The sequence below is a fragment of the Streptosporangium sandarakinum genome, from assembly GCF_050942225.1.
Classification (GTDB): Bacteria; Actinomycetota; Actinomycetes; order Streptosporangiales; family Streptosporangiaceae; genus Streptosporangium; species Streptosporangium nondiastaticum.
In genome coordinates this window covers 5,106,677-5,127,104 of the sequence record NZ_CP192034.1, presented here as the reverse complement: position 1 = coordinate 5,127,104, position 20,428 = coordinate 5,106,677, and the positions used below count along the sequence as shown (strand labels likewise).

Sequence of the window (20,428 nt, the reverse complement as noted above, 5' to 3'; positions counted from 1 at the left end):
GCACGCTCGCCCCTTTCCGGGCCGGGAGCTCTCAGGGGACCGGCCCGGAAGGGGTCGTACCCCGCACCGCCGCGCGCCGCCCCGTACGCGTCGTGCTCGTACGGGGCGGGGCCGTGGGCGCCGTCCGACGCGCCCGCGCCTCGTGGTCGAAGCACGGCCTGTGGTCACAGCGCGGCCCGGAACCCCTCCAGGCGCTCGACGAGCTCCTCCGGGTGGCTCAGCGGGGCGAGATGGCCGCCGTCCATCTCGTCGGGGACGATGCCGAGTCGCTCGCGGACGACGCGCCGCTGGAAGCCGGCGGGGAAGAAGCGGTCGTCGCGGCAGATGAGGAACCGGGTCGGCACGTCCGGCCACGCCGGCAGCGGCCACGGCTTCAGGAGCGGGGTGCCGGACTGGTTCAGCGAGTGTTCCTCCACCTGGGCCGCGATCTCCGGCGGGACGCCGTTCAGGAAGGCGAAGGCCAGGTCCAGCGGGGCGTCGGCCGGACGGCCGTGGCGCTCGTTCAGCTCGCGCACGGCCTGGGCGTGACCGGTGCCGGCCCACCAGTCGCCGGGCGGCTCGCCGGGCGCCGGGATCATCGCGGTGAGCAGCACCAGCAGGTCGACCGGCAGCCGCTCACACACCAGCGGCGCGGTGAAGCCTCCCAGGGAGTGGGCCACCAGCACCAGGTCGGTACGGTCGCCGACGGCCGTCACGACCGCGTCGGCGTACTCGGCCAGCCCGGCCGCGTCGTCCTCGCAGGGCAGCGCCACCGCCACCACGTCGTGGCCGCGCGCCCGCAGCAGCGGGGTCACCCGGTGCCAGAACCACGCGTCGGATCCGGCGCCGGGGATCAACACGTATGTCGCCATGCTTCCTGCCTTCGTGACCTGGTCGTCCCGCCGGCGCCCGTGAGGCGCCGGGACCCCGGGATCGGTGCCCGCCCAGTCAAGCCCGTGCCACCGACAGAATGAATCTGACTTTTTAATGTCAGATTAACCGGTAACTGCTACCGCTGAGGAAAGAGAGGTGCATAGGGTCTCCGCCATGACGATCGACGCCTTCATCGACGCGCTGCCCAAGGCCGAACTGCACGTCCACCTCGTCGGCTCCGCGTCGGTCCCCACCGTGCTGGAACTGTCGCGCCGCCACCCCGGCAGCCGGGTGCCCACCACCGAGGAGGGGTTGCGGGAGTTCTACCGGTTCCGGGACTTCGGGCACTTCGCCGAGGTGTACGAGGCGGTCAACGCCCTGGTGCGCGAACCCGAGGACGTGGCCGCCCTCGTGACCGGCCTCGCCCGGGACCTCGCCGCGCAGAACGCCCGCTACGTCGAGCTGACGGTCACCCCCTACTCCCACCACGTCGTGGGCATGCCGATGCGGGAGGTCACCGAGGCGCTGGACCTGGCCGCCCGCGCCGCCCTCGACGACCACGGCGTCCGCGTCGCCTACGTCTTCGACATCCCCGGCGAGTGCGGGGCCGAGGGCGCCCGCGTCACACTGGACCACGCACTGGGCGAACCTCCCCAGGCGCTGGTAGGTTTCGGCCTCGGTGGAACCGAGCACGTGCGCCCCATGCACCGCGAGGCGTTCCGCGACGCCTTCCGCGCCGCCGTCGCCGCCGGGCTGCACAGCGTCCCGCACGCGGGGGAGATGACCGGCCCCGAGACCGTCTGGGAGGCCGTCGAGGGGCTGCGCGCCGAGCGGATCGGCCACGGCATCGGCTGCCTGGGCGACCCCCGCCTGGTCGCCCACCTGCGCGAGGCCCGCATCCCGCTGGAGGTCTGCCCCACCTCCAACCTCCGTACCGGCCAGATCGCCGATCTGAGGGAACACCCGCTGCCCCGCATGCTCTGCGAGGGCCTGTTCGTCACCCTCAACAGCGACGACCCGCCCATGTTCGCCACCACCCTCCGCGGCGAGTACCGGGCCGCCGCCGAGGTCCTCGGTCTCGACCGGGAGGCGCTCGCCGGGCTGGCCCGCAACGCCGTCGTCGCCTCCTACCTCGACCCGGCCGGCAAGCAGGCCCTCCTCACCGAGATCGACGCCGTGACCGCCGCCCAGGCCGGTTCGCCGTACCTCGATGGGGACGACGGGGAGATGGTTCTCGCGGAAGGACTGGAAGCGTCACACCAGGGTGCTTCGCGATAGCGGAGTGGAAGGGGAGGCGCCTCGGCCCCGTGCCCGGCCGGACGGTTCGCGCGCCCGGCCGGGGGAGGCGGTCGAAAGGGGAGGCGGATCAGGGGGAGGAGATGCGGCTCAGGGAGGAGGGGATCTTGGAGGCGGCGGCGCGGTCCAGCAGGAACAGCGTCCGCTGCCGGCCCCGGGCCCCGGCCGCCGGGACCTGCATCGGCCCCGACTCCGACAGGGCCAGCCGTACGGCTCCCGCCTTGTCCTCACCGGCGACGACCACCCACACCTCGCGGGAGTTCCGGATGACCGGCAGGGTCAGCGAGACGCGGACGGGCGGCGGCTTGGGGGAGCCGTGCACCGCCACCACGGGCCGCTCGTCGTACAGCGCCGGCATCCCGGGGAACAGCGAGGCCACGTGGCCGTCGGGGCCCATGCCCAGCATCATGGCGTCGAACGACGGCGCCGGCCCGTGGTCCTCCGGGCGGGCGGCGCGGCGCAGCTCCTCGGCGTAGGCCTCGGCCGACTCCTCGACGGTCATCCCCGAGTCGGGGCCGCGCATCGGGTGGACGCGGGCCGGATCGACGTCGACGTGGTCGAGCAGGGCCCGCCGGGCGCCGGTCTCGTTGCGCTCGGGGTCGCCGTCGGGCAGGAAGCGCTCGTCGCCCCACCAGACGTCCAGGTTGCGCCAGTCGACGGCGTCACGGGCCGGACTGGCGGCGATCTCGGCCAGCGTCGCGGTGCCGACCGTGCCGCCGGTCAGCACCAGGGACGCCGACCCCTTGGCCGACTGGGCGTCGACGGTACGGGTGATCACCCTCGCGGCGACGGCCTTGGCGAGCATGTCGGCGTCACGATGGACGATCACGGTGGGAACGCTCACGGAACCTCTCATTTCACATCGAAGTCGGTACGGCGGGCGATGAGGACGTGCGACAGCAGGTTCCCACCGAAGGGCCCGTGACGCGAAAGCGCCCCGCGACGTGCCGCGGGGCGCTTTCGCACGGAACCGGGCCCGGCGCGGAACACCCCCGCGCGGGAACCGGCCGGCGGCGGGCGCCCGGGAACGCCGGGCGCCCGCCGCGTCAGGCCTCCGGGCCGCCGTGGGCGATCCGCCGGACCGCCGCCTCGTAGATCTCGTCGGGATCCAGCCGGCGCAGCTCCTCGGCCAGCAGCTCCGACAATGGGCGGCGGGTCAGCGCGACCTGCCGGTCCGGCTGGCCGGGCCGCTGCAGGGTGGCCACCCGGGCGTCCTCGCGCAGGACGGCGATCTCCCCGCCGGGGGTCTCCAGCCGGACCGCGGTCAGGCCGGGACCCTGGGAGTCGGCCACCCTGATCGGGACGCCGAGGCGCTCGCCGAGCCAGGCCGCCAGCAGCGGGGCGCTGGCGTGCCGGGACGCCGCCTCGACCGTGCCCCCGGTGACCTTGCTGACCTGCTGGTCGAACGCGGCGGCCAGCAGGCTCCGCCACGACGTCAACCGGGTCCAGGCGAGGTCGGTGTCACCCGGGAGGTAGCCCTCGGCGCGGGAGGTGATCGCCGCGACCGGGTCGGGCGCGGCGTGCGCGTCGACGATGCGGCGCTGGGCCAGCACTCCGATGGGGTCCTTGGACGGCGACTCCGGGCAGTGGCCCGGCCACCACGCCACCACCGGGGTGTCGGTGAGCAGCAGGGGGCTGACCACCGAGTCGGCGTGCCGGGTCAGCTCGCCGTACAGGCGCAGCAGGATCACCTCGCCGGGGGTGGACTCCCCGAGCCGGATCTCGGCGTCGAGCCGGTTCGGCTCGGACGCGTCGCGGGCGATGACGACCAGTATCCGGGAGGGGTGCTCCCGGGCCGCGTCGGTCGCCGCGCGGACCGCGTCGTACTGGTTGCTCTCGTCGCAGACGACCACCAGGGTCAGCACCATGCCGAGCGCGGGCGTGCCCATCTGGTGCCGCAGCTGGGTGAGCTGGGCGGAGATCTTCGACGCGGTCGTGCCGCTGAGCATGAAGTTCGCCATCTACAGCCTCCTCCACGCGCGACCGTCACGGGCCATCATCTCGTCGGCCGACGCCGGGCCCCACGTCCCGGAGGGGTACTCCTCCGGCGGGCCCTGCGACGCCCAGAACTCCTCGATCGGGTCGAGGATCTTCCACGACAGCTCGACCTCGCGCTGGTGCGGGAAGAGCGGCGGGTCGCCGATCAGCACGTCCAGCAGCAGCCGCTCGTAGGCCTCGGGGGAGGACTCCATGAACGACTCGCCGTAGGCGAAGTCCATCGAGACGTCCCGGACCTCCATGGCCGTGCCCGGCACCTTGGAACCGAACCGCACCGTGATGCCCTCGTCCGGCTGGACCCGGATGACCAGGGCGTTCTGCCCCAGGATCTCGGTCTCGTCCTTGCTGAACGGCAGGTGCGGCGCGCGCTGGAACACCACGGCGACCTCCGTCACCCGGCGGCTCAGCCGCTTGCCGGTGCGCAGGTAGAACGGCACGCCCGCCCAGCGGCGGTTGGCGATCTCCAGCTTGACGGCGGCGTAGGTCTCCGTCGTGGAGCCCGGCGGGATGCCGGTCTCGTCGGTGTAGCCGACGACCGGCTCGCCGCCCTGCCAGCCGGAGGCGTAGCGGCCGCGCGCGGTGCCCAGGGTCAGGTCCTGCGGCAGCCGTACGGCCTTGAGGACCTTCTCCTTCTCGCGGCGCAGCGCGTCGGCGTCGAAGGACGTGGGATCCTCCATGCCCACCAGCGCCAGCAGCTGGAGCAGGTGGTTCTGGATGACGTCACGGGCCGCGCCGATGCCGTCGTAGTAACCCGCCCGGCCGCCGATGCCGATGTCCTCGGCCATCGTGATCTGGACGTGGTCGACGTAACCGCGGTTCCAGATCGGCTCGAACAGGTTGTTGGCGAAGCGCAGCGCCAGGATGTTCTGGACGGTCTCCTTGCCGAGGTAGTGGTCGATGCGGAACACCGAGCTCTCGGGGAAGACCGCGCTGGTGACGGCGTTCAGCTCCCGGGCGCTCTTCAGGTCGTGCCCGAACGGCTTCTCGATCACCACCCGCCGCCACGACCCGGGGGGCCCGTCGGCGAGGTTCGTCCGCTTGAGCTGCTCGATCACGACTGGGAAGAACTTCGGCGGCACCGACAGGTAGAAACCGTAGTTGCCGCCGGTGCCCCGGGTCTCGTCGATCTCCTTGAGCATCATGGCCAGCGCGTCGAACGCGCCGTCGTCGGTGAACTCGCCGGGGCAGAAGAAGATGCCTTCCGCCAGCTGCTTCCAGACCTCCTCGCGGAACGGCGTGCGCGCGTGCTCCTTGACGGCGTCGTGGGCCAGCCGCGCGAAGTCCTGGTCCTCCCAGTCGCGGCGGGCGAACCCGACCAGCGAGAAGCCCGGCGGCAGCAGCCCCCGGTTCGCCAGGTCGTAGATCGCCGGCAGCAGCTTCTTGCGCGCCAGGTCACCGGTCACGCCGAACAGCACCAGCACGCACGGCCCGGCCACCCGCGGCAGGCGCTTGTCGCGCGGGTCGCGCAGCGGGTTGGCCGCCACCACCGCGTCGGTGGTGCCCGCGGTGGCCCCCGCCGAGGCGACGGCCACCGAGTCGGAGGTGTGCAGGTCCTCGGTACGGCGGTCGTCGCCCTTCGGCGTCTCGGCGCGCGGCTCGGCGGGCGTGACCTGCCCGTCGCCCGTGCCGTCGGGAACGGCCGCCTCGGCGGCCTTCCCCGCTTTCTGCTTGCTCATTCAGACCTCCCGCGCTGCCTCGAGCAGGCGTGCGACCCCGGCGGCCCGGTCGGTCAGGTGCAGCCGCACCACGGGCCGGCCGCGGTCGGCCAGCGCGCCCAGGTCGCCCAGGGCCTGCGCGAGCTGGAGCCTGCCCAGGGTGTACGGCTTGCCCGGCACCTCGACGTCGGCCTCGTTCGCCCCGGTGAGCTGGAGGAAGACGCCGTTCTGGGGGCCGCCCTTGTGGTACTGGCCGGTGGAGTGCAGGAACCGGGGACCCCAGCCGAAGGTCACCGGCCGGTCGGTGCGGACGGCCAGCAGCCCGCGCAGCGTGGCCGGGTCGGCCGCGCTCCAGGCGTCGGTCATCTCCTCGAACGAGGCGCCCTCGGCGTGCGGGGCGTCGAACGCGGCCTCCCGGTCGAGGTAGGCCATGACCGAGAGGTAGCCCCGCTCGGGGATGGCCTCCAGCAGCCGGGTGAGCACCTCCGGCAGGTCCTTGGGAGCCGAGGAGCCGGGCACCTCGCCGTAGACCTCCACCGGGCCGTCCACCAGGACCGGCGTGCCGACCGGCGGCTCGGCGCGGTCGAGGATCTTGGCGGTGTTCTCCTTCGACTCGGCCACGTTCGGCTGGTTGAAGGGGTCGATGCCGAGGACGCGGCCGGCGACGGCCGTGGCGTACTCCCAGATCAGGAACTGCGCGCCCAGCGGGCCGCTGACGGTCACGTCGCCGCCGGACTCGATCCCGGCGACCAGCTCGTCGTCGGTGTCGTTGGGGTCGGCGCCGACGACCGGAAGGATGCCCCGGCCCTGCTTGCCGGTGGACTCGGCGATCAGCTGCTCGATCCAGTCGGGCAGGCCGTTGATCTCCGCGAGGCTGTCCTCCAGGACGAGCTTGTCGCGTCCGGCGGCCGCGGCCGCGCCCAGGGCGGCGCCGAGCGTCAGGCCCGGGTTGCCCTCGGCCTGGGCGAGCAGCGGGCGCACGGCCTCGGCGTCGTCGAGGAGCTTCTCGATGTCGGCCCCGGCCAGCGCGCTGGGCACCAGGCCGAACGCCGACAGGGCGCTGTAGCGGCCGCCGACGTTGGGGTCGGCCAGGATGACCGGGTAGCCCGCCTCGATGGCGGCCTGCTCCAGCGGCGATCCCGGGTCGGTGACCACGACGATCCGCTCGGCGGGGTCGATGCCCGCCTCGCGGAACGCCTGCTCGTAGATCCTGCGGTGGCTGTCGGTCTCGACGGTGCCGCCGCTCTTGCTGGCCACCACCACGATCGTGCGCTCCAGCCGGTCGGCCAGCGCGCGGCGCACCTGGCCGGGGTCGGTGGTGTCGAGCACGGTCAGCGGGACGTCCGCGGTGGTCGTGATGACCTCGGGCGCCAGCGAGGAGCCGCCCATGCCGGCCAGGACCACGTGGTCCAGGCCCTGGGCGCGGGCCCGCTCGACCAGTTTGCCGATCTCCGGCAGCAGTTCCCTGCTGTTCCGCGGCAGGTCGAGCCAGCCGAGGCGGACGGCCGCCTCGGCCTGCGCGTCCGGGCCCCACAGGCCGGGGTCGCCGTTCGACAGCGCCACGTGGAAGCCCGCGGCGACGAGGTCCTTGACGGCCTCGGCGGCCTGCTCGGCCAGCCGCTCGTTGCCGATCGTCACGGATGCCGTCATGTGCCTCACGCCTTCCGCAGCTCGGACTCGACCGTGGCCAGGAGTTCCTTCCAGGACGCCTCGAACTTGTCCACGCCCTCCCGCTCCAGCACGGCGACCACGTCGTCGTAGTCGACGCCGGCCTCCTTGAGCGCCGCCATGGTGTTCCAGGCGTCCTCGTAGAGGGGGCGGATCGTGTCGCCCTCGATCCGGCCGTGGTCGGCCGCGGCGTCGAGGGTCTTCTCCGGCATCGTGTTGACCGTGCCGGACGTGACCAGCTGGTCGACGTAGAGGGTGTCGGGGTAGCTGGGGTCCTTGGTGCCGGTGGAGGCCCACAGCGGACGCTGCGGGCGGGCGCCGGCCTCCTTGAGGGCCTGCCAGCGCGGGGAGTTGACCACGTCCTCGTAGGCGGCGAAGGCCAGGCGGGCGTTGGCGATCGCCGCCTTGCCCTTGAGGGCCTTGGCCTCGGGCGTGCCGATCTTCTCCAGCCGCTTGTCGATCTCGGTGTCGACCCGGCTGACGAAGAAGGAGGCCACCGAGTCGATGCCCGAGAGGTCCAGGCCCTTCTCCTTGGCCTGCTCCAGGCCGGTCAGCCAGGCGTCCATCACCGCGCGGTAGCGCTCCAGGGAGAAGATCAGCGTGACGTTGACGCTGATGCCCTCGGACAGGGCCTTGGTGATCGCGGGGAGCCCCTCGACCGTGGCCGGAATCTTGATCATCGTGTTGGGGCGGTCGACCAGCCACCACAGGGCGCGTGCCTCGGCGATCGTCTTGGCCGTGTCCTTGGCCAGGCGCGGGTCCACCTCGATGGAGACCCGGCCGTCCACGCCGTCGGTGGCGTCGAAGACCGGCCGCAGCACGTCGGCGGCCCAGCGGATGTCGTAGGTGGTGATCGCGCGCACCGCCTCCTCCAGGTCCACCCCCCGCACGGCGAGGTCGCGGATCTGGGCGTCGTAGGCGTCGCCCTTGCTCAGCGCCGAGGCGAAGATCGTCGGGTTGGAGGTGACGCCGACCACGTGCTTCTCGCGGATGAGCCCCTTCAGGTTGCCGGTGCGCAGCCGCTCGCGGCTGATGTCGTCCAGCCAGATGGACACGCCCTGGTCGGAGAGCTTCTTCAGGATCTCGCTCATGATCAGTTTCCCGTCGTCTCGCCCTTGTCGGCCCCGGTCCGGGCGAGGCTCGCCTTGGCGGCGGCGGCCACGCGCTCGGCGGTCAGGCCGAACTGCTCGTACAGGGTCTTGTAGGGGGCCGAGGCACCGAAGTGCTCCAGTCCCACGACTTCCCCTTCATCTCCCACGAACTGCCGCCAGCCCAGCGTGATTCCCGCCTCCACCGCGACGCGGGCGCGGACCGACGGGGGCAGCACCAGCTGCTTGTAGGCGGTGTCCTGCTCCTGGAACCACTCGACGCACGGCATGGACACCACGCGGGCCGGGATGCCCTCCTCCTCCAGCAGCTTCCGGGCGCCGACGGCCAGCTCGACCTCCGAGCCGGTGGCGATGAGGATCACCGCGGGCTGGCCGGTGGAGGCCTCCTCCAGCACGTAGGCGCCCTTGGCGACCTTGTCGTGGTCGCGGGTGCCCTCGTAGACCGGGAGGTTCTGCCGGGTCAGCGCGAGACCGGCCGGGCGGTCGGTGTGCTCCAGCACGGCGCGCCACGCGGCGGCCGTCTCGTTGGCGTCGGCCGGGCGGACGATGTCCAGGCCCGGGATGCCGCGCAGCGCCCACAGCTGCTCGATCGGCTGGTGGGTGGGGCCGTCCTCGCCCAGGCCGATGGAGTCGTGCGTCCACACGTAGGTGACCGGCAGCTTCATCAGCGCGGCGAGCCGTACCGAGGGCCGCATGTAGTCGCTGAAGACCAGGAACGTGCCACCGTAGGGGCGGGTGCCGCCGTGCAGCGCGATGCCGTTGAGGATCGCTCCCATGCCGTGCTCGCGGATGCCGAAGTGCAGCGTCCGGCCGTAGCGGCTGCCGGGGAACTCCTTGGTCTGGTACTCCTCGGGGATGAAGGACGGCTCGCCCTTCATCGTGGTGTTGTTGGACTCGGCGAGGTCGGCCGAGCCGCCCCACAGCTCCGGCAGGACCGGCGCGAGGCTGTTGAGCACCTCGCCGGAGGCCTTGCGGGTGGCGACGGACGCGCCGGGCTCGAACGTCGGCAGCGCCTCGGTCCAGCCGGCCGGCAGCCGCCGGTGGCTGATCCGATCGAACTCCGCCGCCCGCTCGGGGTTGGCCTCCCGCCAGTTCGCGTAGGCCTTCTCCCACTCCTGGCGGGCCGCCCGGCCGCGCTCGACGACCTTGCGGGTGTGCTCCAGCACCTCCGCGGGGACGTCGAAGCTCTTCTCCGGGTCCATCCCCATGATCTGCTTGGTGGCGGAGATCTCCGCGGCGCCCAGGGCCGACCCGTGGGCCTTGCCGGTGTTCTGCTTGTTGGGCGCGGGCCAGCCGATGATGGTGCGCAGGCGGATGAACGACGGCCTGCCGGTCTCGGCGCGGGCGGCCTCCAGGGCCTGGTTCAGCGCCTCGACGTTCTCGCTGTACTCGCCGTCGCCGGTCCAGTCGACGGTCTGGACGTGCCAGCCGTAGGCCTCGTAACGCTTGGCGATGTCCTCGCTCAGCGCGATCTGGGTGTCGTCCTCGATCGAGATGTGGTTGCTGTCGAAGACGACGACGAGGTTGCCCAGCTTCTGGTGGGCGGCGATGGCGCTGACCTCGTGGCTGACGCCCTCCTCGATGTCGCCCTCGGAGGCGATGCACCAGATCATGTGGTCGAACGGGCTGGTGCCCTCGGGGGCGTCGGGGTCGAACAGGCCCCGCTCGCGGCGGGCGGCCATGGCCATGCCCACGGCGTTGCCGATGCCCTGGCCCAGCGGGCCGGTGGTGGTCTCCACGCCGGCGGTGTGGCCGTACTCGGGGTGACCCGGGGTGAGGCTGTTCCACTGCCGCAGCGACTTCAGGTCGTCGAGGCTCAGGCCGTAGCCCGACAGGAAGAGCTGGATGTACAGGGTGAGGCTGGAGTGACCGGCCGAGAGGACGAACCGGTCGCGCCCCACCCACGTCGGGTCGGAGGGGTCGTGCCGCATCGCCTTCTGGAACAGGAGGTAGGCGGCGGGGGCCAGGCTCATGGCGGTGCCGGGGTGGCCCGACCCCGCTTTCTCTACCGCGTCCATCGCCAGAGCCCGTACGACGTCGACCGCCCTGCGGTCGAGGTCGTTCCATTCAAGGGTTGGCACGAGTTCGCTGCTCAAGTGCTCGATCTCCGGATCTAGTCGTGTGATGGTGGCGCCGGTTTGGCTTTTCCCGCCCACACCGGACCCTAACGGGTCGGCCTCCTCAGCGTCGCGCAGGCCGATCGGCGGCGGCTCCGCCGGGCGCTCACCAGCGCGGACGACTCCCGGGGGACTCCCCGCGGCCGTCCGCTCACGCCGCTTTCCGCACCCTGTGCCGGGACCGCCCCTCTCAGCAACTACAGTTGAGACCTCAAGGCTGGCTGGTGCCCGCATTCACGGATCCGCTCTAATCAGAGGTTACGCGTTGACCCCGCACGTGCTGGAAGCGCCTTAGATGGTGCTGACCGACAAGCAACCGACGACGGCCCCGCTTCGCGCGGGCGCGGCGGCGTCCGCCGCTCCGCGCTCGTTCGGCGCCGTCGTGAAGGCATACGTCGCCCTCACCAAGCCGCGGATCATCGAACTGCTGCTGATCACGACGCTGCCGGTGATGTTCATGGCCGCGCGGGGCCTTCCCCCGCTGTGGACGGCCGTCTCGACCCTGGTCTTCGGCACCCTGTCGGCGGGCAGCGCCAACGCGCTGAACTGCTACATCGACCGCGACATCGACGCGGCGATGCGCCGCACCCGACGCCGGCCGCTGGCCCGCGAGCAGGTCCCGCCGCGCAACGCGCTGGTCTTCGGCGTCGTCCTCGGCGTCCTGTCCACTCTTGGCCTGGGCTTTGCGGTGAATTGGCTCGCGGCGGGTCTCTCCCTGGCCGCGAACCTGTTCTACGTGTTCGTCTACTCGATGCTCCTGAAGCGCCGCACCCCGCAGAACGTCGTCTGGGGCGGCATCGCCGGCTGCATGCCGGTGCTGATCGGCTGGGCGGGCATCACCGGCGACGTCGGCTGGGCCCCCGTGGTCCTGTTCGGGGTGGTGTTCTTCTGGACGCCCCCGCACACCTGGACCCTCGCCATGCGCTACCGGGAGGACTACGCCGCGGCGAACGTCCCGATGCTGCCGGTGGTCGCCACCGAGCGCCGCGTGGTGCTGGAGAGCCTGGCCTACACCTGGGCCACGGTGCTGTGCTCGCTGCTGCTGTGGCCGGTGGCCCACACCACCCTGCTCTACCCCGCCGTGGCGGCCGTCCTCGGCGGCGCCTGCCTGTGGGAGGTCTACCGCCTCCTCGGCCGGGTCAAGGCCGGCAAGACCGGGGTGGACCTGCGCCCGATGCGCTTCTTCCACTGGTCCAACGCCTACCTGGCGCTGCTCTTCCTCACCGTCGCCATCGACTCGATGCTCGTCTGATCCGGCCCGCCCGCGCCGGGCCGTTCGGGGCGGGACCGCACGGGGCGGGACCGTACGGAGCCGGGGCGGGGGCCGCCTCCGGGTGACCGTACGAAGCCGGGGAGATGACCGCTCGCGGCCAGGGCGGCCCCCGGAGGGGGCGGGATTGGGACACGTCGTGGTTGTTCCGTTACGGTTGCCACATGGCGAGCCGTGACCCCCGGTGGGTGCTGAGGGACCGCCCGTCCGTCGCGCTGATCTCGGGGCTCGTCGTGACCGGGCTGTGCGCGCTGGCGTCGTTCTCCTTCGACGTGCTCAACGGCGACCCGGTGTACTTCTTCATCGCGCTCGCCCTGGCCCTGGCGCCCGTGCCGGTGCTGCTGGCGGCCGTGCTGGCGCTGGACCGCATGGAGCCCGAGCCGCGCAGCAACCTCGTCTTCGCCTTCGCCTGGGGCGCGGGCGTGGCGGTGCTGGTCGCCGGCCTGATCAACTCCTTCAACCTGCTCTACATCGAGAACGCCGCCCAGCTGGGCCCGGGCGCGGCCCGCGCCGTCGCGGCCACCTTCGGCGCGCCGGTGGTCGAGGAGACGATGAAGGGCCTGGTGCTGCTGGGCCTGCTGCGGTTCCGCCGGGCCGAGCTGGACGGGCCCACCGACGGCGTCATCTACGCGAGCATGGTCGGCCTGGGCTTCGCGATGAGCGAGAACGTCAGCTACTACATCGCCGCCCTGTCGGAGGCCGGCGCGCACGGTCTGGCGGTGACGGTCGTGCTGCGGGGCGTGCTGTCGCCGTTCGCCCACCCGCTGTTCACCTCGATGATCGGCGTCGCGGTGGCCTACGCCGCGCTGCGCCGCGGTCCGGGCAGGACCTGGGTGGTCCTGGCGGGCTGGGCCGGGGCGATGCTGCTGCACGGCATCTGGAACGGTTTCACCACCTACGCCGGCATCGCCGGCCTGGCCGTGGCCTACCTGCTGCTGATGGTCGTGCTGGTGGTGCTCATCGTGATCGTCTTCCGCGACCGCAAGCGCATCGTCGGCCTGATCCAGACCTACCTGCCCGCCTACCAGCCGACCGGCCTGGTGGGCCCGTACGACGTCTTCATGCTGTCGTCGCTGCCGGCCCGCCGCGAGGCGCGCGACTGGGCCAGGAACCACGGCGGCCGGGCCGGGCTGCGGGCGATGAGCGACTTCCAGCTCGCCGCGACCGAGCTGGGGCTGCTGCACGAGCGGGCCCGGCGCGGCGTGATCGACGAGCGGACGTTCGACGAGGAGCAGCAGGCGCTGCTGCGGTGCATCGCCGGCGCCCGCGCCTCCTTCCCGGCGCCCGCGCGGACGTCCCCGCCCGGCCGCTGAGCCGTCCGTACGGGCGACCTGGACGGGAACTCTCCGCGCCGTCCTCCCGCGCGCCGGTCAGGCCCGCTCAGGGCGCGCCGGCGGCCCGGAGCGCGGTGTCCAGGGTCGTCTCGCGCGGCCCGGGGAAGACGGGGGAGGAGCGCAGCGCCGCGTCCAGCAGGGCCTTGGCCGAGGCGCCGAACTCGCGGACGGCGTAGGCGTAGGTGGTGGAGGCCCACCGCCGCGAGGAGTCGTCGCCGACGCCGAAGGTCGAAAGCCCCGCCGCCCGGCACAGCGCGACGGCCCGGGGCAGGTGGAAGACCTGGCTCACCACGGTCACCCGGGTGGCCCCGAAGACCTCGCGGGCCCGCACGCACGAGTCCCAGGTGTCGAAGCCGGCGTGGTCGAGGACGAGAGCGCGGCCGGGGACGCCGCGGGCGAGGAGGTAGTCGCGCATCACGGTCGGCTCGTCGTAGCCGGGGCGGCCGTTGTCGCCCGACAGCAGGATCGCCCGGACCCTGCCCGCCCGGTACAGCTCGGCGGAGACGTCGAGGCGGCGGGCGAGCATGGGGGTGGGGGTCCGGCCGTTGACCCTGGCGCCCAGCACCAGCGCCACCGGCGCCCGCGGGACCTCCGACAGCCAGTCGGGGGAGGTGTCGGCGACCGCCCGGTGCCCGGAGCTGACCAGCCACGCCCAGGTCATCGGGGCGAGCGCCAGCATGCTCAGCAGGACGGCGGCCAGGTAGGAACGCCGGAGGAGTCTGCGGGACTGCTGCATACGCCCATTGTCCCGATGCGTGCGCCGATTGTCCCGATCATGCCGGGATATGGCCGGTCCGCTCCGGTCCGGCGGCGGTCGCCGCCACGTCACCGCTCACGCCGGGACGTGGCCGGTCCGCTCAGGTCCCCGGTCGTGGTCTCCGTCACGGCCCCCGGTCACGCCGGGACGGGGTCGAGCCTCTCCCGCCCGGCGGAGGGGACGGCGAGCGTCGGCCGGGCCCGCAGCGCGTACACCGCGCGCAGCGTGAAGATCCACACCAGCGTCGCGCCGAACACGTGCACGCCGACCAGTACGGCGGGCACGGCCAGGAAGTACTGGACGTATCCCACGACCCCCTGGGCCAGCTCCACGCCCAGCAGCACCAGCGCCGCGCGCCGCGCGTGGGCCGGGGCGCCGCTCACCCGCAGGGTGAGCAGCAGGGCGAGGGTGAGCCCGAGGACGACGTAGACGATGTCGGCGTGCAGCCGGACCACCGCCTGGATGTCGAACGGGAACCGGGTGGCGATCTCGTCGCCGGAGTGGGGGCCGGTGCCGGTCACCACGACGCCCACCACCAGCAGCACCGCCACCGCGGCGACCAGTGCGTGGCCGAGGATCCGGATGTCACGGTGGACCAGCGACTCGGGGGCGCCGTCGCCCTCCCCGGCGCGGACGTAGAGGGCGACGCAGGCGGCGAGCAGGGCGATGGAGAGCAGGAAGTGCACGCTCACCGTGACCGGGTTGAGCGCGCTGCGCACGACGAGGCCGCCCCAGACGGACTGCGCGACCACGCCGGCCGGCTGCGCCAGCGCCAGGCCGATGAGGACCCGGCGGCGGGGCGCGAGCCGCGCCGCGGCGATCAGGCAGCCCAGGCCGGCGGCCAGGACCACGAAGGCCAGCAGCCGGTTGCCGAACTCGACGGCCATGTTGGCGGCCGAGATGCCGGAGTGGGCGGTCGGCAGCAGGCTCTCGGGGGTGCACCGGGGCCAGGTCGGGCAGCCGAGACCCGACTTGGTGACCCGCACTGCCGCGCCGGTCACGGTGATGCCGGCGTTGGCCACCACCGCGGCCAGCGCCCAGCGGCGCATGGTGGCGGTCGTGGGCGACCACACGGACAGCCACAGGTCCACGGCACGGCGACGAGCCTGGTCGAAAAGGTGGTTCACGGCTCACATGCTAGGCGGCGCGGTGGATGGTCCCGCCTTCGCCCCCGGGCCGCCGGAGGCCGGGGCGGCGGGGTGGAAGCCGAGGGGAGCCGGACCGGAGGCCGCGCGATGCCAGGGCGGCCATGGGGTGGAATCGGGACGTGAAGGCATTGATCGCCCTTGAGGTATGTGACATAGTACCGGCGAGCCGGGCGAGGAAACGAGGTGGGCCGTGCCGGATGTCGTCGTGATCGGCGCCGGGGTGGTGGGCGCCGCCTGCGCCCACTACGCGGCGCGGGCCGGACTCGACGTGGTCGTGCTCGACCGCGGGCCGGTGGCCGGCGGCACGACCGGTGCCGGGGAGGGCAACGTGCTGGTCTCCGACAAGGAGCCCGGCCCCGAGCTCGACCTGGCCGTGCTGTCCGCCGGGCTGTGGCGCGAGCTGGCCGGGCTCGGCGGGTTCGAGTACGAGCCCAAGGGCGGCCTGGTCGTCGCCGAGGACGACGAGGTGCTGGCCGCCCTCACCGCGCTGGCTGCGGGGCAGGGCGTCGAGCACACCGTGGTCGACGCCGGGCGGCTCACCGACTACGAGCCCCACCTGGCCCAGGGCTTCGCCGGGGGCGTGTTCTATCCCCAGGACGCCCAGGTCCAGCCCATGCTGGCCGCGGCCACGCTGCTCCGGGAGGGCGCCCAGGGCGTTCAGGGCGCCGGGCGCGGCACGCTGAGCCTGCGCACCGGCGTCACGGTCACCGGGTTCCTCCGCGACGGCGAGCGCGTCACCGGCGTGCGGACCGACCGCGGCGACATCCCCGCCGGGGCCGTCGTCAACGCCGCCGGGACCTGGGGCGGCGAGGTCGCCGCGCTGGCCGGGGTGCACCTGCCGATCCTGCCGCGGCGCGGGTTCATCCTGGTCACCGAGCCGCTGGACGAGCCGCTCGTGCTGCACAAGGTCTACACCGCCGCCTACGTCACCAACGTCGCCAGCGACTCGGCGGGCCTGGAGACCTCGGCCGTGGTCGAGGGCACCCCCTCCGGACCGGTCCTCATCGGCGCCAGCCGCGAGCGGGTCGGCTTCGACCGCACGGTCTCGATCCCGGTCCTGGAACGGCTCGCCCGCCAGGCCGTCGAACTGTTCCCCGCACTGGCCGCGCGCCGGGTGATCCGCGCCTACTGCGGGTTCCGCCCCTACTGCCCCGACCACCTCCCGGTGATCGGCGAGGACCCCAGGGCCCCGGGGCTGTACCACGCCTGCGGCCACGAGGGCGCCGGCATCGGCCTGGCCCCGGCCACCGGGCACCTGATCGCCCAGGCCCTGACCGGCGCCCGGCCCGGCCTGGACCTGGACCCCTTCCGCCCGGACCGCTTCGACCCGGACCGTTCCGGCACCGGCACACCCGCCAAGGAGGGCTGATGCGGCCACCGTACGAGCTCGTGGGGGCGCGTCCCGACCCCGCGTTCGAGATCAGCGTGGACGGCAGGCCCGTCCCCGTCGTCCCCGGCCAGAGCGTCGGCGCCGCGCTGCACGCCGCGGGCGTCCGCTCCTGGCGCTCCACCCGGTTCGGGGGCCGTCCCCGGGGACTGTTCTGCGGGATCGGGGTCTGCTTCGACTGCCTGGTCACCGTCAACGACGTCCCCGCCCTGCGGGCCTGCGTGACCGAGGCCCGTCCGGGCGACCGGGTCCGCACGTCCGCGGCGGACTCCGGCCCGGAGGTGAGCGGCCGGTGACGCGCGTGTACGACCTGGCCGTCATCGGCGCGGGTCCCGCCGGGGTCGCCGGCGCGCTGGAGGCGTCCCTCGCCGGGCTGGACGTCGTGGTGATCGACGCCGCGTCCCGGCCCGGCGGGCAGTACCACCGCCACCTGCCCGACTCCTTCCACGCCCTGCGCCCCGGGGCGCTGCACCACGGCCTGGAGCGGTTCATGCGGCAGTGGGAGGCGCTGCGGTCGCGCGCCGAGATCCTGCTCGGCCACCGCGTCTGGGCGGTCGAGCGGACCGGCGGGGACGCGGCGGGCACCGCCGGCGACACCGTGGACGGCACGGCGGGCGCCACGGTGACCGTGCGGTGCCTGGCCGGAGACCGCGAGGAGCGGCCCCGCGCGGTCCGCGCCCGCGCCCTGCTGATCGCTACCGGCGCGCACGACCGGCCGCTGCCGTTCCCCGGCTGGGACCTGCCCGGCGTGCTCACCGCGGGCGGGGCCCAGGCACTGCTCAAGGGCTCCCTGGTCGTGGCGGGCCGCAGGGTCGTGGTCTCCGGGACGGGCCCCTTCCTGCTGCCGGTCGCCGCCGGGCTGGCCAGGGCCGGCGCCGACGTGCGCGGCGTCTACGAGGCGGGCGGCCGGTTCGGCCTGGCCCGGCACCCGCTGCTCGCCGCGGGCAAGGCCGCCGAGGCCGCCGGCTACGCCGCCGTCCTGGCCCGCCACCGGGTGCCCTACCGAGGCCGCCACGCGGTCGTCGCCGCGCACGGCGAGGACACGCTGACCCACGTCACCGTGGCCCGGCTCGACGCGGACTGGCGGCCGGTCGCGACGAGGACGGTCGAGTGCGACACCCTCGCCTGCGGCTACGGGTTCGTCCCCCAGCTGGAGCTGCCCGTCCAGCTCGGCTGCGCGACCCGCCGCGACGCCGACGGCACCCCCGTCGTCGCGGTGGACGCGGGCCGGCGCACCAGCGTGCCCGGCGTCTACGCGGCGGGGGAGACCACCGGCGTCGGCGGCGCGGAGCTGGCCGAGGCCGAGGGCCGCCTGGCCGGCCGTACCGTCGCCGCCGACCGGGGCCGCCGCGTCCCGCCGCTGCCCGCCCTGGCGCGGCGCGTGGACCGGCTCGCGGCCTTCGCGCGGGCGCTGCACGAGGCCTACCCGGTACGGCCCGGCTGGCGCGACTGGCTGCGCGACGACACCCTGGTCTGCCGCTGCGAGGAGGTGCCGCTGTCGGCCGTGCGCGAGGCGCGCAGCCTGGGCGCCACCGACGCGCGCTCCGTCAAGCTTCTGGCCCGGCCCGGCATGGGCTGGTGCCAGGGCCGCATGTGCGGCTACGCCGTGGCGTGCCTGGCGGGCGAGGACCCCGCCGCGCCGCGGCGCCCGATCGCTCAGCCCGTCCGGCTCGGCGACCTCGCCGGCCTGGAACACCCCCTTCGGAAGGATGACCGTGATGACCCGTGAGAAGCCCTGGCGCGGAGTGATGGTGGCCACCGCGCTGCCGCTCGGCGGCGACGACCTGGCGCCCGACTTCGCCCGCTACGCCGAGCACTGCCGCTGGCTGGTCGACGGCGGCTGCGACGGCGTGGTGCCGAACGGATCGCTGGGCGAGTACCAGACGCTGACCGCCGATGAGCGGGCCAGGGTCGTGGAGACCGCGGTCGAGGCGGTCGGCGGCGACCGCGTCATGCCCGGCATCGCCGCCTACGGCGCCCTGGAGGCGCGCCGCTGGGCCGAGCAGGCCCGCGACGCCGGCTGCGGGGCGGTCATGCTGCTGCCGCCCAACGCCTACCGGGCCGACGAGCGGGCGGTGTTCGAGCACTACCGCGAGGTCGCCAGGGCGGGCGTGCCGATCGTGGCCTACAACAACCCCCTCGACACCAAGGTGGACCTCACCCCCCGGCTGCTGGCCCGGCTCCACGAGGAGGGGCTGATCGTGGGCGTCAAGGAGTTCACCGGAGACGTGCGCCGGGCCTACGAGCTGGCCGAGCTGGCCCCCGGCCTGGACCTGCTGGTCGGCTCCGACGACGTGCTGGTGGAGCTGCTGCTGGCCGGCGCGGTCGGCTGGGTGGCCGGCTACCCCAACGCGCTGCCCCACTCGTGCGCGGCCCTGTACGCCGCGGCGGCGGCCGGTGACCTGGCCACCGCGCTGCCGCTGTACCGTTCGCTGCACCCGCTGCTGCGCTGGGACTCCAAGACCGAGTTCGTCCAGGCCATCAAGCTGTCCATGGACCTGGCCGGCCGGCCGGGCGGCCCCTGCCGCCCGCCGCGCACGCCGCTGACCCCCGAGCAGGAGGCCGCGGTGCGCGCGGTGACCGAGAAGGTCCTGGCGGAGGGCCTGCGCTAGCGGGTCCCGAGCGTCCGCCGAACGCCCCGAGGAGGGAACCGAGCGCCCCTAGAGGAGCCGAGCGTCCCCGAGGGGGAAACCGAACGCCCCCGAGGGAGAACCCAGCTTCCCCGAGGGGGATACGAACGTCCCCGAGGAGGGGGAGATGAGAACGAAACGGGTCTTCCACGCGGTGGACTCCCACACCGAGGGCATGCCCACCCGGGTCGTCACCGGGGGAGTGAGGGTCATCCCCGGGGCCACCATGGCCGAGCGCCGCGAGCACTTCCTGGCCGAGATGGACCACGTCAGGACCCTGCTGATGTACGAGCCGCGCGGCCACTCGGCCATGAGCGGGGCCATCCTGCAACCGCCCACCCGGCCCGACGCCGACTACGGCGTGCTCTACATCGAGGTCTCCGGCTGCCTGCCGATGTGCGGCCACGGCACCATCGGCGTGGCGACCGTGCTGGTGGAGACCGGGATGGTCGAGGTCGTCGAGCCGGTCACCACCATCCGGCTCGACACCCCCGCCGGGCTGGTCGTCGCCGAGGTGCGCGTCGAGGACGGCGCCGCCGTCGCGGTCACCATCGTCAACGTGCCCTCCTTCAGCGTCGGTCTGGACAGGGTGGTCGAGGTGCCCGGCCTGGGCGAGGTCCGCTACGACCTGGCCTACGGCGGCAACTTCTACGCGATCGTGCCGATCGAGTCGGTCGGCCTGCCGTTCGACCGCGCCGCCAAGGACCGCATCCTCGGCGCGGGGCTGGCGATCATGAAGGCGGTCAACGAGGAGGACGAGCCGGTCCACCCGCTGGACGACGGCATCCGGGGCTGCCACCACGTGCACTTCACCGCCCCCGGCTCCGACGCCCGCCGCTCGCGGCACGCGATGGCCATCCATCCCGGCTGGTTCGACCGCTCGCCGTGCGGCACCGGCACGAGCGCCCGGATGGCGCAGCTGCACGCCAGGGGCGAGCTGGGCCTGGACACCGACTTCGTCAACGAGTCGTTCATCGGCACCCGGTTCGTCGGGCGGCTCGTCGCGGAGACGGAGGTGGCGGGCCGGCCCGCGGTGGTCCCGGCCATCACCGGGCGGGCGTGGGTCACCGGGACCGCGCAGTACTTCCTCGACCCGCGCGACCCGTTCCCCGCGGGCTTCCTGCTCTGACCCGGCCTGCCCGCGCCCGCCCGATCCGGGTGGGCGCGGGCGGGCAGGTGAAGGTTCGGGACGAGAAGGCTAACGGTC

The 20,428-nt window shown here is 73.7% G+C and carries 17 protein-coding genes; 8 read left to right on the top strand and 9 right to left on the bottom strand.

Features of this window, described 5'->3' with window-relative positions:
* Positions 1–164 precede the first annotated feature (164 nt).
* Positions 165–851, bottom strand: a complete 687-nt coding sequence (locus ACQP10_RS24005; RefSeq protein ID WP_346022552.1) for an alpha/beta fold hydrolase — start codon at positions 849–851, stop codon at positions 165–167.
* Positions 852–1,026: 175 nt separating this feature from the next.
* On the opposite strand from ACQP10_RS24005, the gene add reads away from it, so the two are divergent.
* Complete coding sequence (gene add / locus ACQP10_RS24000) at positions 1,027–2,130, top strand: adenosine deaminase (RefSeq protein WP_433539745.1); 1,104 nt, start codon at positions 1,027–1,029, stop codon at positions 2,128–2,130.
* Between the two features lie 88 nt (positions 2,131–2,218).
* Here add and pgl read toward each other — a convergent pair whose 3' ends face one another.
* From pgl to tkt, 6 genes are all read right to left on the bottom strand, one after another.
* Positions 2,219–2,992: a 6-phosphogluconolactonase gene (pgl, locus tag ACQP10_RS23995; protein ID WP_433539744.1), complete on the bottom strand. Its 774-nt coding sequence runs from the start codon at positions 2,990–2,992 to the stop codon at positions 2,219–2,221.
* A 202-nt stretch (positions 2,993–3,194) separates the two neighbouring features.
* Complete coding sequence (locus ACQP10_RS23990) at positions 3,195–4,109, bottom strand: glucose-6-phosphate dehydrogenase assembly protein OpcA (protein ID WP_346022550.1); 915 nt, start codon at positions 4,107–4,109, stop codon at positions 3,195–3,197.
* Positions 4,110–5,822, bottom strand: coding sequence for a glucose-6-phosphate dehydrogenase (zwf, locus tag ACQP10_RS23985; protein WP_346022549.1), 1,713 nt, complete (start codon positions 5,820–5,822; stop codon positions 4,110–4,112).
* Complete coding sequence (locus ACQP10_RS23980) at positions 5,823–7,451, bottom strand: glucose-6-phosphate isomerase (protein ID WP_346022548.1); 1,629 nt, start codon at positions 7,449–7,451, stop codon at positions 5,823–5,825.
* A gap of 5 nt (positions 7,452–7,456) precedes the next feature.
* Positions 7,457–8,560, bottom strand: coding sequence for a transaldolase (gene tal, locus ACQP10_RS23975; RefSeq protein ID WP_179827959.1), 1,104 nt, complete (start codon positions 8,558–8,560; stop codon positions 7,457–7,459).
* 2 nt (positions 8,561–8,562) lie between these two features.
* Complete coding sequence (tkt, locus tag ACQP10_RS23970) at positions 8,563–10,596, bottom strand: transketolase (RefSeq protein ID WP_433541938.1); 2,034 nt, start codon at positions 10,594–10,596, stop codon at positions 8,563–8,565.
* 394 nt (positions 10,597–10,990) lie between these two features.
* Between tkt and ACQP10_RS23965 the strand changes: the two genes are divergently transcribed.
* Complete coding sequence (locus ACQP10_RS23965) at positions 10,991–11,947, top strand: heme o synthase (protein WP_389999455.1); 957 nt, start codon at positions 10,991–10,993, stop codon at positions 11,945–11,947.
* 182 nt (positions 11,948–12,129) lie between these two features.
* The gene (locus ACQP10_RS23960; protein WP_346022546.1) at positions 12,130–13,278 is read left to right on the top strand and encodes a PrsW family intramembrane metalloprotease; all 1,149 of its coding nucleotides are present in this window, start codon (positions 12,130–12,132) and stop codon (positions 13,276–13,278) included.
* 67 nt (positions 13,279–13,345) lie between these two features.
* Here ACQP10_RS23960 and ACQP10_RS23955 read toward each other — a convergent pair whose 3' ends face one another.
* Together ACQP10_RS23955 and ACQP10_RS23950 are read right to left on the bottom strand one after the other, a co-directional pair.
* On the bottom strand, positions 13,346–14,035 hold the full coding sequence (locus tag ACQP10_RS23955) for a SanA/YdcF family protein (protein ID WP_433539743.1): 690 nt from the start codon (positions 14,033–14,035) through the stop codon (positions 13,346–13,348).
* 158 nt (positions 14,036–14,193) lie between these two features.
* Complete coding sequence (locus ACQP10_RS23950) at positions 14,194–15,183, bottom strand: COX15/CtaA family protein (protein WP_433539742.1); 990 nt, start codon at positions 15,181–15,183, stop codon at positions 14,194–14,196.
* Between the two features lie 211 nt (positions 15,184–15,394).
* Here ACQP10_RS23950 and ACQP10_RS23945 point away from each other — a divergent pair, with 211 nt between their 5' ends.
* From ACQP10_RS23945 to ACQP10_RS23925, 5 genes are all read left to right on the top strand, one after another.
* Entirely contained in the window at positions 15,395–16,573 is a 1,179-nt protein-coding gene (locus tag ACQP10_RS23945; RefSeq protein ID WP_433539741.1) for an NAD(P)/FAD-dependent oxidoreductase, read from the top strand.
* Entirely contained in the window at positions 16,573–16,887 is a 315-nt protein-coding gene (locus tag ACQP10_RS23940; protein WP_179827970.1) for a (2Fe-2S)-binding protein, read from the top strand. The genes ACQP10_RS23945 and ACQP10_RS23940 overlap by 1 nt, the downstream gene beginning before the upstream one ends.
* The gene (locus tag ACQP10_RS23935; protein ID WP_433539740.1) at positions 16,884–18,320 is read left to right on the top strand and encodes an FAD-dependent oxidoreductase; all 1,437 of its coding nucleotides are present in this window, start codon (positions 16,884–16,886) and stop codon (positions 18,318–18,320) included. The genes ACQP10_RS23940 and ACQP10_RS23935 overlap by 4 nt, the downstream gene beginning before the upstream one ends.
* On the top strand, positions 18,310–19,203 hold the full coding sequence (locus tag ACQP10_RS23930; protein ID WP_346022541.1) for a dihydrodipicolinate synthase family protein: 894 nt from the start codon (positions 18,310–18,312) through the stop codon (positions 19,201–19,203). Before ACQP10_RS23935 ends, ACQP10_RS23930 begins: the two co-directional genes overlap by 11 nt.
* A 145-nt stretch (positions 19,204–19,348) precedes the next feature.
* Positions 19,349–20,350 (top strand): proline racemase family protein, encoded by a 1,002-nt coding sequence (locus tag ACQP10_RS23925; RefSeq protein WP_399501322.1) that lies wholly within the window; start codon positions 19,349–19,351, stop codon positions 20,348–20,350.
* Positions 20,351–20,428 lie beyond the last annotated feature (78 nt).